The sequence below is a fragment of the Carboxylicivirga sp. genome (assembly GCF_982718395.1).
Genome location: NZ_CEXQWX010000062.1, coordinates 18,255 through 31,692, shown reverse-complemented (window position 1 = coordinate 31,692; position 13,438 = coordinate 18,255). Strand labels below are relative to the sequence as shown.

Here is a 13,438-nt window from a genome sequence, read left to right as displayed (position 1 = left end):
TCACCCTGCGCTGTTATGTATAGGCTTCCGCTAAGGCGGAACAAGCACTACAGGCCAGACTGAGAGCGATACTTAGAAACTGTTTGAATTTTGTTTTTGTGAGTTAGTTTGGATGAATTAAGTTCTCAGATAAAGCAAAAATGATGCGAATAGCACCGCTATTTAAAGAATTTTTGCAGCAGTTTGAGAGCTTAAGTTGCCAAAATAAACCAAAGGATAAAACTTAAACAGTTTCTTAATAGTCCTGAAGGGACGATACATATTAGCATAGTCCGTTAGGGCTATGTTTAAATAGATAAAGGGATTGAGGGCTATAAGTCCGATACATATGTATTCTAGCTTGGTTTCAACTGTTGATTGGTATTATTAATCGATAAGTTACAACAGTGCGTTACTAAAATGAACTAATTGGAGTTTCTACAACGAACCAAACGGATACCTGGCATTGGCTAATAAAACGAAGTTCGTTCATCAAGCTGGTTGCCGGGCTTGAGGAATGCTTTGTTTTGTGCCTTCAAACATCCTCTTTTTTCTGAAAGTCTCAAACCCGCTAAGCGCATCTAAAGCGCTAAGCGGATTTTCATTGCTGTTGGTGTTTCCCTAAATCATGAAAGTTTTTGTGCGTTTAATCGACTGTTCTAACCTTCTATCTAACTAAAAAGCAATCCCCCTAATTCTTAAATAGTTATAAAAACCACAAACCGTCCCCCCTTCGCCAAGGGGGAAATCCATTAGTTTATTGAATATTGCGCTATTGCGCATGGGGCACTGAGTTCGATTTAAATTTTAAGACTCAGGTTTCTACTTAAGTAGATGCGGTCGTTCGTGATAAACTTTCACAATCAGCTCGCCAAATAAGGTGTTGGCCCAGGCAAACCAGTCGCGGGTGTAATCCCTGGCATCGTCTTTATTAAAGCCTTCGTGCATAAAGCCCGTGCCGGCATGAGTGGTCTTCAGCATGTTCAGGCACTTCTTAATCTCCTTGTCGTCGGTACTGGTCATGGCTCTTAATATGATGCCCATTGGCCAGATGCGCTCGTGTCCGGTATGCGGACTCGCCTGTCCTTCGGCCACCTTGCCCCTTAAGAAATAAGGGTTGTTATCGCTCAATAAAAACTGGCGTGTGCGCTGATATAAGGCATCTTCAGGCTTGTGCGCTCCCAGGTAAGCTAAAGACATTAATGAAGGCACATTGGCATCATCCATAAACACTTTATTGCCAAAACCATCTACTTCGTAAGCATATATTTTACCGTAGTCGAGGTGTTCTGTTATGGCATATTTTTTAATGGCCTCATCCACTTCGTTGGCCAGGTCGGTAGCAGCCTTGGCCAATTGAGCATTGCCCAATACATTGGTACTGATCTCCGCAATTTGTTTCAGGCTGATAACAGCAAATACGTTGGATGGAATTAAGTAGGGGAAGAGTGTGGCATCATCCGACGGACGGAACATACAGCTGATTAATCCAACCGGTTTAATGGGGCGGCCTGTTCCCCAGTTAACGGGGCTGTCTAGCATCTGGCCTGTTACCCGGTTAAAGGTATAAGGCGATTGGCCGTCTTTGCGTTGCTCCGTTTTAAAAGTTTCGATGATCAGTTTGGCTGCTTTGTGCCAATCTTCCGTAAAAATGCTTTTATCGCCTGTCAGCTCGTAATAACCATGGGCCAAACGTACGGCATAACAAAGCGAGTCAATTTCCCACTTGCGTTCGTGCACACCCGGTAGCATTTGTGTGCGATCGCTTTTCCAGTGCGATTCTTTGTTGACATCCTTATAGAAGGCATTGGCATACGGATCGAGCAGGATGCATTTAGTCTGACGGTTAATCAAACCTTTTATCAATTCCTTCAGCTCTTTGTCTTTGTTGATAAGCGGCATATACGGCCATACCTGGGCTGTACTGTCGCGCAACCACATGGCATCGATATCGCCCGTAATAATAAAGGTATCGGGCTGCCCGTCGATGTATTCAAAATCAACCGTTGTATCAAGCGTGTTGGGGAAGCAGTTTTCAAACAGCCAGGCCAGTTCCGGATCGGCAATTTTAGACTTAACTTTTTTAATAAGCTTCTCCACTTCCTTGCTCGAAAAGCAGCGCTTTTCTTCCACCGGACGCATGGATTTAAAATCAACAGTATTATTTGTTGCGGATAGGATAGAAGGAGTCAGCAAAGCACCCCCAACTGCTAAACCTGATTTTTTTATAAAGGATCTTCGTTGCATAGTTGTGATTTTATTTAAGGATTATAGAAGAGAAAAGACATAAGACACAAGATAAAAGATGATCCAGTTTATTAGAAAAGGAACATATGAATCATCTTTCTTTAATCTAATCTCTTATGTCTTGATTCTTAAGTCTTTTCTCTTGCGTTTTACTTCTTCTCTTTAATATCAGGGTGAACGCATTTAAAATATAAATAAACCACCCCGCCTGAAGGCACCCCTCCTAAAATTCAGGAGGGGAAAGGGTTTACGTCACTCTCCTCCTTTTGAAGGAGGAGTACCACGAAGTGGGGAGGTGGTTATAATTGTTAAATGCGTTTGCCGTGTCTTTAATATTGATTAGTCATGAAAAATTCCAGTTTGCCGCCATCGAGTAATTGCTGATGGGTGAAGAATGGTTGATCCAGCTCATTGCCATTAAGCACTATCTTTTCGACATACATATTCTCAGGCGAGTTGTTGTGAGCGATTATCTCCAATTGACGTTCTCCAACGTTAATAGTTGCTCTATCAACCATTGGGCGACCTGTCGTATAGGTGGCATCACCAGGACATACCTGGTAGAAACCAAGGGCACTCATTACGTACCAGGCCGACATCTGGCCACAATCTTCATTACCAATAATACCGGCAGGTTCAGGAAGATAAAATTCACGCATAATCTGGTCCAGACGTTCGTTGGCTTTGTGTGGGGCGTTGGTCCAGTTATACAAGTAGGCCATATGATGGCTCGGTTCGTTACCATGAGCATATTGTCCGATTAAGCCTGTGATATCACCAGATGCATGCTCGCCTTCGATAGTCGAATCGGTGGTGAATAAAGTATCCAGCATAGCTTCGAACCGATCTACAGAACCATATAGTTCGATCAACTGCTCATTGGCATGGGGAGTAAAGAAGCTCCACTGCCAGGCGTTACCTTCTACATAATCGCTTTTTTCATGGCTGGAGTAACGCGGACGAAATGGAGTAACCCATGAACCATCGTAATTCTTACCTCGCATTAAGCCAGACTCTTCATCGAAATAATGACGAAAATACTCACTCTTTGCTTTAAATTCCTTGGCAATTTTTTTATCACCGGCAGCTTTTGCAATTTGGGCCACACACCAGTCGTAGTATGCCATTTCCAGGCCATATGAGACTGATTCGGAAATAGAGTCACTTGGCACCCAGCCAAGCGTTTCCTTAAAGTAAATATGTCGAGGCATCACATTCGCTTCGCGTGTGCCTTTGAAACGTTCAACAATATTTGGTCGCCAGGTAGCCGATTGAACAGATGCTTCCAACCATTCGCTGAGATCATCTGGTGCTAATCCTTTTGCGACAGCATCGGCTAATACAGAAACAGCTGGATATCCCACCATGGTTCCCGTGTAGTTGCTGGCCAGAGGCCACTTAGGCAATATACCACCTTCCCGGTATTTTTGGACAAGAGCTTCACTCCACACACTGGCTTTCTCAGGGTTAATGATAGTGATCAAAGGATGGAATGCACGAAAGGTATCCCACAAAGAGAAAACAGTGTAATTGATATGGCCTTCAGGAGCCTGGTGGATCTGTTTGTCCATTCCTCTGTAACGACCATCCACATCTTGCCAGATGAATGGTGCCATCATAGAGTGATAGAGCGCAGTGTAGAAGTTTGTTTTAATTGTATTATCAGAAGTTTCAATGCTCATCTGTCGAAGTTGCTTATCCCAGATGGATTGAGCTTGTTTAATTGTTTGGTCAAAGTTCCAGCCAGGCAACTCGTCTTCCATGTTCATTTGGGCACCTTTGGGATCAACAGCTGAGATGGCGACTTTAATAAAAAGTGGTTTTTTGCTTTCTGCAAATTTAAAATGCAATTGAGCATCTTTTGAATCGATAGATTTTGATTCTTGTTCAGTTCCTTCAACGATTACTTTTGTGGATTGGATTGGTTCCGAGAATTCAATGCGATAGGCAACTAAATGGTCATGAGCCCACCCTGAAGTGCGTTGAACTCCTTCAATTGTTTTTTCATCTATAATTGTGCATTTATTGCCTGTTATTCGGTGCCCCCAGTTGGCTTGTAGAATATGCGACAGGTTAAGCATCACGTTTCTGTCGTCATGTTTATTGAAACTGTACTTGTGCATGCCAACCCGCAGTGTTGTAGTTAATTCTACACCGATATCAAAATTGGATAAATGAACCTGATAATGCCCCGGGGATGCTTTTTCTGTTGACTTGTCGAAAGTAGCAACCGGAATTGCTTCTGATGTATTGGAGTAGGGCAGAAGTGCTACATCGCCCAAATCACCAATACCTGTACCACTTAAATGTGTGTGGCTGAAAGCATAGATCTGAGTGTCATCATAATGATAACCACTACTTGCATCCCAGCCCTCCAGGTGAGTATCAGGACTTAGTTGCACCATACCAAAGGGTAAAGTGGCTCCCGGAAATGTATGACCGTGAAATCCGGTTCCAATAAAAGGATCGACATATTCAAGAATACTATCTTCTGATTGCTTTGCTTGTTGACAACTAATCGTTGCAAAAGCAACTACTGTCATTAATAAGTACGTTAATTTCGTATACATATATTTAAGTTTTATCTTCATTTATTTAAAGAATTCCAGATACATTTTATTGAAGTCTGCAGATACCTACTCTCCCAATCAAACAACTTTGCGTTACGCTAATCCTCTAGCCGGATTGGCTTTTACTTTTTGCCATTGCCGCAAAAAAGTAAACAAAAAAGTCTAGTCAAAAAGAAGCTTCTTCCCACAGGCCATCACTGGCCCGCCTTTTTGACTGGCCAACCCACCAATTCACCTCGCCAAAATACTTCCATATAGGCAATTAACTGCTAACCTCTAAAATTTCATTCATTTTCCTGTTTGTATTTTAGTATGTTAAAATTGATTTCACAAATTCAACTTCGTTCCAATTCATGATCGTTTCATATGTTAGTTCTTTTTAATTTCAAACGTGTCTTTTAAGCGAATATCTGTTGAAGATGAACCAATGGCCAGTTGAAAGGTGCCTGGTTCGGTTACTTCCTGCATTTCTCTGTTGAGTAATGAGAGGTGTTCGGATCTTACATTGAAACTAATTCTTTTAGTTTCACCGGCTTTAAGGTGAATTCTTTCAAATCCTCTTAATTGCCATTCATAGGTTGTTACCGAACTGTATTCATCTTTAATATACAATTGTGGTACTTCGTCTCCATCAAGTTTGCTATTATTAGTTATATCAAATGATACATGTAATTCGCCATTGGTGCATGTCAGGTTGTTTTCAAGCTTAAGGTTGCTGTAGGTAAATTCAGAATAAGATAAGCCAAAACCAAATGGGTAGAGAGGATCAACCATTCGGCTTTTACCTGTTCCGTTTGGACCTTCTTTGGCTTGCCCTGCTTGCGAATAGGGTTTAAACGGGAAGTTTAAAGGGATTTGTCCGACAGATGCCGGCCAGGTTGTTGATAATCTACCTCCGGGATTATATTCCCCGAAAATGGTTTCAGCAATTGCATCACCACCAAATTCGCCAGGGAACCATGCAGCAATAATGGCATCAGCTTCCCGTTGTGCATAATTAATCGACAATGGCCTTCCATGAATTAAAACTACAATAACAGGTTTGCCAGTGGACTTAAGCCTTTTTAATAATTCGGTTTGACGACCGGGTAAATTAAGTGAGGTACGTGTCAGGTTCTCACCCACCATACCTTCATCTTCTCCAAGTACAGCAATAATCACATCCGCATCATTAGCTTTATCTATGGTATTATCCATTAATTCCAGTTCTTCATTGTCCAAAGGATAATTGATTACTTCAGAGTGAGGCCAATATTTATCACTAAGCGTGCAACCCAATGCATAGTCGACATTGGCTTTACCCTTAGTATAAGCTCTGATTCCCTCCAAAGGTGAAATAACATCAACACCTAAAGCACCATAACGACTGATAGAACTACTTTTCGCTTCAGCATTAGGACCAACCACCAGGATGTTGTTTATTCGACTAATGTCAAGTGGTAATGTTTGTTGTTTGTTTTTAAGCAATACCAATGACTCTTTTGCTGCTTGTTTTGATAGTTCTATATGCTCTTTTGCTCTCACATCTCTCAGCGCATCTTTTTCTTTCCTGTATGGCTGATCAAAAAGTTCTTCCTTAAATTTAACGTACAATACATCTCTAACCCGCTCATTAATAACTTCCATCGAAATAGCACCTTCTTCAATTAATTCCCTTAGAGGATTTACAAAATTGGATGGATGATTAAAGGTCGTACGCACATTTAGACCAGCTTCAACTGTTTGCCTGACTGCTTCTTTGTATGATTCAGCAACTTTGTGTTTTGTGTAAAGCCACGCAACTGCATCGCTATCTGACACAACGTAGCCTTTAAAACCATATGTTTTTCGAAGTAAATCATACAAAAAGTAATGACTGCCAGTTACCGGTACACCATCATAATCGTTATATGAGCTCATTACACCCAATGCTCCACCTTCACTAATGACACGCTTAAATGGATAGAGGTACACCATGTGCATTTCGCGCGGGGCTATATGCGGGTCTAATCTGACATGACCGTCCCGACCACCTTTAGGAGCTGAATATACAGCAAAGTGTTTTAATGTATTGCTCAAACCAAATGCACGAATACCTTTGGTAATTTGCAAGCCCATTTCACTTACCAGAAAAGGATCTTCGCCAAAACATTCTACAATTCGTCCCCATCTTTGATCACGGGCAACATCTAAAACAGGAGAGTAAATGTTGTGATAGCCCAGTGCTTTACCTTCTTTGCCAATGCACAAGCCAACCTGATGAAGTAGTTGAGGATTCCATGTACAACCCATCCCAATTTGAGCCGGAAATGAAGTTGATCTGTAATGGTTCAAGCCTCTTATGCCTTCGTTGGTAAACTCAACCGGAATGCCAAGACGCGTTTTCTCAACAAAAAACTTTTGAATCTCATTAAGTGCCCAGACGTGTTTGTCGTATGGATATTTGTACTGCGCATCTTCATAAACACCATTTGATGCCTCATCGATATTTCCTAAGCCATCTTTCCACAATTCATTTGACCAATCGTCGGTTGGTAATTCATCTTTGGCAACACGGCCATAGCCATAAAGAGTTACCATCTGACAGGTTTTTTCTTCAATGGTCATCTGGCTCAATAAATCATCAACTCTTTTTTCTATTGGCTCTTCAGGGTCTTCATACACATCCTTTCGACCATTCTTATTAAAGTCAATCCAACTTTTATGATAGATCGAAGTATGGGGGTAGTTAAAGCTGCAAAGTAGACAAGCGATTATCAAAAGTCTCTTGAAATAAAACATGGTATAAGTTTATAATGTGCTTTAATTAGGATAAAATAACAAGGAAGTGGGTTAATTAGCAAAAAAGGGAAACGTTTATTTGATGTGATCATATTGAAGGATGAAGAGTGTTGAGTGTTTAATATCAGCAATATAAGTTGGTTTCGTGATTGTTTGTTTGTATAAGAACACTGAACATTTGTCTTACAAATTTGATTCTCTGTTAACAAACTTTTAACAGGGTGATTTTGAACCTTTAATAATAAGCCTGTGTTTTTCTATCACAATAAATAGTATTCATTAAAAATACCAGGTATGAAAAAAGTTACATTCTTGATTGCAGCCGTTTTGTTCACTGTTTTCTCTGTTACAGGACAAGAAACACAAGTTGATGTTAATAGTAGTAAAATTACCTGGTTAGGAAAAAAGGTAACAGGTGAACATACTGGTCATATAAAATTTAAATCGGCTAATTTACTTCTGGATGGTAAGAAGTTAAAAGGAGGTATGTTTGAGGTTGATATGAGTACAATAACATGCACCGATATTGAGAATGAAGAATATAATGCAAAGCTGGTCGGCCATTTAAAGTCAGATGATTTCTTTGGCATTGAAAAGCATCCGGTCAGTCAACTAAAGCTAACTAAAGTTAAAAGCATAGATACTGGTTATAAAGTCGAAGGCGATTTAACAATTAAAGGAAATACACATCCCATAAATTTTGACGTTAAACAAGATGGAAATGTATTCGTAGGTAAGGTAACAGTTGATCGTACCAAGTACAATGTACGTTATGGATCAGGTAAGTTTTTTGACAATCTTGGTGATAAGATGATCTATGATGATTTTGAATTAACATTTAAGGTAACGTTGCTGAAATAATAATCTAAACATTTAAATTAGAGAATGATAAGATCCGGCTTATGGCCGGATTTTTTTATGGAACAAACAAAAATCATAACATCTATAACTTTTGGTTGTTATATTCGTAAATTATTATCTCTGGATATAAACGGGATAACAACCAAAATTGACAAATGTGAATAGACTTATTAATCTTCGTTTGAAAAGTAAGTTGTTGGTGTACATCTTATTTTCGTTTACTCTTATTTATGGAGCAACACTTACATTTATTAGCTTCCAGCTAAAAAAGAATGCCTTAAGAGATTCTAAGGAAATTATAGATTCGAATTTAAGGGCTTCGTGTAATCTAATACAAAACGACATTAATCAGGTTGTTACGGGTACGAATACCATCAGGGATAATTATAATAATTATCTGGCAATGGACGAGAGTTACCGCGAAGAGGTTTTTGGTGACATCCTATATGGATGGTGTCAGAATAATCCTGAATTACTTTCAACCTGGCAAATTTGGGAGTTAAAGGCTCTGGATCCAAACTATTCAATGCGAAACGGACGGCAACGTAATGTAGTGTTTCGATTAAATAATCAGCTGACACAGACATCTGAAAAGGTTGATATGAACAATGAAATATTAACCAGTTTGTATTACGATGCGCGAGATTATAACAAGCCGGATATATGGAATCCGTACTATGACGTTGTAACAAAGGAGCTGGCAGGGATATTGATGACTTCAATAACAGCACCCCTTCAGGATTCTGATGGAAAGTATTTAGGACTTGTAGGTGTTGATATCAGTTTAAATGAGATGTCAAAGATTATACTGGGAATGGAAACCTATGAGGGAGCAGTATCCTATTTGGTTGCCAGAGATACAAGTATAGTCGCCCATACTAATACTGAGCTTATATCAGAAAAACTGCTGAGTGTTAATAAATCAGATAATCCTGAATATCTTGTTGCATTGGATGAAACGTTGAAAGGAGAACCTTACAGATTTGAGTATTTAAATCCTGTGGATGAGGAAGTATACTACGCAACATTTACTGCGGTAAAGTTTGATGGTATAGAAACAACCTGGACCCTGGGAACGGAGGTTCCCAAAGCTGTCATCTTAAAAAAGGCTAATGCAATTTTTTACCAAAGTCTCATATTTGGACTATTGGGCTTAATAGTTTTATACATCATTGTTTATGTAACAGCGGGTAAAATTGTACAGCCTATTGTAAGAAGTGCTGAAATTGCAAGGGATATTGCCGATGGAAACTTAAATACAGTCATCAATGTGGATGATGATCAAAAGGATGAAGCTGGTGATTTAGGGCGTGCTTTGAAAGATATGATTGATAATCTAAAGAAGATTATTAACGAGATAACCGAAAGTTCTGATGCAATTAATACCGCGAGTATCGAGTTAGCCAGTTCATCTAATCAACTATCAGAAGGGGCATCTAACCAGGCTGCTTCCTCTGAAGAAATTTCATCATCAATGGAGGAGATGGTGGCAACCATACAGCAGAACAGCGAAAACTCCAAGCAAACAGAGAAAATTGCACTTGCTTCTGCAGATGGTATTAAAGTGGGCTTTGAAAGTTCAAAAGACACAACGCGCTCGATGCAGGAAATATCGGAGAAAATTAACATCATTGAAGAGATTGCCAAGCAAACAAATATATTAGCACTGAATGCTGCAGTTGAGGCTGCCAGGGCCGGAGAGCAGGGAAGAGGATTTGCAGTGGTTGCGGCTGAAGTTAAAAAACTGGCTGAACGATCACAGAGGGCGGCTGTTGAAATTATCGATCTCACTCAGCATGGTGTAGGTGCAGCAGAGAAATCAGGTAAACAGTTTGAAGATATAATTCCTGAGATTGAAAAAACAACTCAATTGGTTCAAGAAATTACGGCTTCAAGTTATGAGCAACAAAGCGGGGCTGAGCAGGTGAATCGTGCAATTCAGGAGTTGAATGAGGTAACACAACAGAACTCAGGTTCGGCTTCGATCTTTACCAATAACTCAGAGCACCTGACGCAATTAGCCGAGAAGCTAAAAGAAACGATAAGTTATTTTAAACGATAAAAAAGAGGCAGCCTTTGGCTGCCTCTTTTAGTTTATTCAACAATATTCTTCACTTTAACATTCATCATGCGTTTGTCAGTTTTACTCAGGTAAGCATAGACTATAATTATATCGTCATTAATACCCTGGATGACTCCGGCGTAAATTTTATCATTATATTCAAATTTTACAGTTTCTCCTATCTTGTATTTGCTCGAGGAACTCTCTTTGTATTCAAATAGCTTTTTATTATTTATTTTTTTTAATCGATAGTTACCTTGTTTATTTCGGGTGAGTATTGTGCTCTTTTTCTCTTTAGCTTCAATAACTTGAGCAACTACAATATGATTATCTTTATTGATACCAACTTTCTGATTAGGGGAATAAGGACTTAAAAATGTTTTATTAAAATGTTTATTGAAAGAAGCAAAAGACGAATCGACAGGTGATGTATTAAAGTCGATAACATCTGCAGTTATTGTGGCTTTTGTGGTTGCAACGAAAGGGAAAAAACTACGTTTGATATCAACTGTAACATTAGCCAAAGCCTGCCCCTTCTTTAAAGGGTAATTGGTATACAAATTTCGTTTAGCTTCCAGGATTAAGGCATCTTTCGCTAACCCACCGATGCCAAATACATGGGATGTTTTAGAAGTCCCAACTGCAAAGCCACTAATATTAAAATTAGCATCGGAAATAGAGGCATTACCTGACATTATTCCCGAATGAGTTGCACATGATGTCAATAATAGGACAAGGGTAAGGATTAAGATTGTTTGTTTCATGAGTAATTTGTTTTAATTAGTATATAATGAAATGTCATTAATCAAGACAAACTAATTAGCATAATTACGTATGGAATAAACAAAAAATCCTATTGTTTAAAGAGTATTCTCAAACAATAGGATTCAATATATTATTGGTAGGCTCTTACAAAGCAAATGCCTGCTTTATATTATCAACATAGTCTAATTTCTCCCATGTGAAGAGCTCCACATCGAATTCTTTTCTTCCAAAATATGGTGATTCAAAAACCTTATGAACCGTCCTTGGAGTTCTTCCCATATGGCCATATGCTGCAGTTTCCTCATACATAGGGTGACGAAGTTTAAGGCGCTCTTCAATGGCAGCAGGGCGAAGATCAAACACTTCAGCTATTTTTAAAGCAATTTCACCATCGCTTAAATCAACTTTTGAAGTGCCATATGTGTCAACAAAAACACCTACCGGTTGTGCAACTCCAATAGCGTATGACAATTGAACCAACACTTCGTCAGCAAGACCAGCAGCTACCATGTTTTTAGCCATATGACGAGAGGCGTATGCTGCTGAACGGTCAACTTTGCTGGGATCTTTACCAGAGAAAGCTCCACCACCGTGTGCTCCTTTACCTCCATAAGTATCAACAATAATTTTGCGACCGGTTAATCCCGTGTCACCATGTGGTCCGCCAATAACAAATTTCCCAGTGGGATTAACGTGCAGGATAAAATTGTCGTCAAACAAAGCCTGAACTCTTTCCGGAAGCTTTGAGATGGTATATGGAATTAAAATATTACGTACATCATCTTTTATTTTAGCTAACATTGGTTCGTCTTCATCAAAATCATCGTGTTGAGTCGAAACAACAATGGTGTGAACACGCTTTGGTTGATTGTCATCACCATATTCAACCGTAACCTGGCTTTTTGAATCAGGACGCAGATAGGTCATTATTTTTCCCTCACGACGAATATCAGCCATATCCATCAATAAGCGATGAGATAGCTCAAGCGAGATCGGCATGTAATCATCTGTTTCTTTAGAGGCATAACCAAACATCATTCCCTGGTCACCGGCTCCCTGTTCCATCTTTTCAGCACGATCAACTCCCTGATTGATATCAGCCGATTGTTCGTGTATTGCAGAGAATACCCCACAAGAATCGCCATCGAAACGATACTCACTTTTTGTATAACCAATACGATTAATAACACGACGAGCCACTTCCTGCACATCAACATAGTGCTTTGAATGCACTTCGCCGGCCAAAACAACTTGTCCCGTTGTCACCAATGTTTCACAAGCAACCTTCGAATTTGCATCAAAGGCTAAAAAGTTATCAAGTAGGGCATCTGAAATCTGATCCGCAACTTTATCCGGATGCCCTTCAGAAACTGATTCTGATGTAAATAAATATCCCATATCATTAAAATAATAAGTCTGTTATATAACAACAGATATACGTTAATAGTTAATTGACATGTGAAAAAAGGAAGTACAAACGAAATTTGCGTTTTAGCACTTTTTTTAAGTGGTTGCAATCAGCCAAATCCTTCCACTTTTTCACCGATGCAAATTAACGGAATATAAAAAAAGCGTGCAAATTAAATAAGAGTAAAAAGTCCTGATTGAATCGTTTATTTAGGTAAGTTATAGTTGTATAGATAGATAGAGGTGGAGTGTTGACTTAATGCTAATTTTTTTGAGTGTTTTTTTAAGAAAAAATTTGGAGGGATTTTAATTTGATATATCTTTGCATCCGCATTTGAGACGATTAGACACGTTCAAAGGCAATAAGGTCCCTTCGTCTAGTGGTTAGGACGCAAGGTTTTCATCCTTGAAACAGGAGTTCGATTCTCCTAGGGACTGCAAAATAAAAAATTAACAATTTATAATTGTAGTACGATGGCAAATCATCAATCAGCGAAAAAGCGAATTCGTCAGATAGAGAAGAGAAGAGTTCACAACCGTTACTATGCTAAGTCAGCCCGTAATGCAGTGAAAGCATTGAGAGGTACATCTGAGAAAGAAGCAGCTCAGGAATTACTTCCAAAAGTGGCTTCTATGCTTGATAAGCTTGCTAAAAGAAATATTATTCACAAGAATAAGGCTGCTAATATAAAGTCTAAGTTAACTAAGCACGTTAACGCACTTTAATCAACAGCAATAAGGTCCCTTCGTCTAGTGGTTAGGACGCAAGGTTTTCATCCTTGAAACA

8 protein-coding genes and 1 tRNA gene are annotated in these 13,438 nt (G+C 39.3%); 4 read left to right on the top strand and 5 right to left on the bottom strand.

Going from position 1 to position 13,438, the window contains the following annotated elements; all coding sequences use genetic code 11:
* Nucleotides 1-801: 801 nt before the first annotated feature.
* The 3 genes from AC4MRQ_RS12915 to AC4MRQ_RS12905 all read right to left on the bottom strand — a co-directional run bounded on the left by AC4MRQ_RS12915 (nucleotide 802) and on the right by AC4MRQ_RS12905 (nucleotide 7,556).
* Nucleotides 802-2,226, bottom strand: a complete 1,425-nt coding sequence (locus tag AC4MRQ_RS12915) for a glycoside hydrolase family 125 protein (protein WP_491198095.1) — start codon at nucleotides 2,224-2,226, stop codon at nucleotides 802-804.
* A gap of 329 nt (nucleotides 2,227-2,555) precedes the next feature.
* Nucleotides 2,556-4,796 carry a GH92 family glycosyl hydrolase gene (locus AC4MRQ_RS12910; RefSeq protein WP_491198094.1) on the bottom strand — a complete coding sequence of 747 codons (2,241 nt, stop codon included), beginning with the start codon at nucleotides 4,794-4,796 and terminating at the stop codon, nucleotides 2,556-2,558.
* A 369-nt stretch (nucleotides 4,797-5,165) separates the two neighbouring features.
* The gene (locus tag AC4MRQ_RS12905; protein WP_491198093.1) at nucleotides 5,166-7,556 is read right to left on the bottom strand and encodes a glycoside hydrolase family 3 N-terminal domain-containing protein; all 2,391 of its coding nucleotides are present in this window, start codon (nucleotides 7,554-7,556) and stop codon (nucleotides 5,166-5,168) included.
* Nucleotides 7,557-7,850: 294 nt separating this feature from the next.
* Between AC4MRQ_RS12905 and AC4MRQ_RS12900 the strand changes: the two genes are divergently transcribed.
* Both AC4MRQ_RS12900 and AC4MRQ_RS12895 read left to right on the top strand, forming a co-directional pair.
* The gene (locus AC4MRQ_RS12900) at nucleotides 7,851-8,417 is read left to right on the top strand and encodes a YceI family protein (protein WP_491198092.1); all 567 of its coding nucleotides are present in this window, start codon (nucleotides 7,851-7,853) and stop codon (nucleotides 8,415-8,417) included.
* A 157-nt stretch (nucleotides 8,418-8,574) separates the two neighbouring features.
* Complete coding sequence (locus AC4MRQ_RS12895; protein WP_491198091.1) at nucleotides 8,575-10,479, top strand: methyl-accepting chemotaxis protein; 1,905 nt, start codon at nucleotides 8,575-8,577, stop codon at nucleotides 10,477-10,479.
* Between the two features lie 32 nt (nucleotides 10,480-10,511).
* Here AC4MRQ_RS12895 and AC4MRQ_RS12890 read toward each other — a convergent pair whose 3' ends face one another.
* A complete protein-coding gene (locus AC4MRQ_RS12890) occupies nucleotides 10,512-11,243 on the bottom strand; it encodes a DUF6567 family protein (protein ID WP_491198090.1) in 732 nt (243 codons plus the stop codon).
* Nucleotides 11,244-11,388: 145 nt separating this feature from the next.
* Nucleotides 11,389-12,642: a methionine adenosyltransferase gene (gene metK / locus AC4MRQ_RS12885; RefSeq protein ID WP_491198089.1), complete on the bottom strand. Its 1,254-nt coding sequence runs from the start codon at nucleotides 12,640-12,642 to the stop codon at nucleotides 11,389-11,391.
* A gap of 375 nt (nucleotides 12,643-13,017) precedes the next feature.
* On the opposite strand from metK, the gene AC4MRQ_RS12880 reads away from it, so the two are divergent.
* Nucleotides 13,018-13,089, top strand: a tRNA-Glu gene (locus AC4MRQ_RS12880).
* A gap of 36 nt (nucleotides 13,090-13,125) precedes the next feature.
* Nucleotides 13,126-13,377 carry a 30S ribosomal protein S20 gene (gene rpsT / locus AC4MRQ_RS12875; protein ID WP_491198088.1) on the top strand — a complete coding sequence of 84 codons (252 nt, stop codon included), beginning with the start codon at nucleotides 13,126-13,128 and terminating at the stop codon, nucleotides 13,375-13,377.
* The last annotated feature ends 61 nt before the right edge of the window (nucleotides 13,378-13,438 follow it).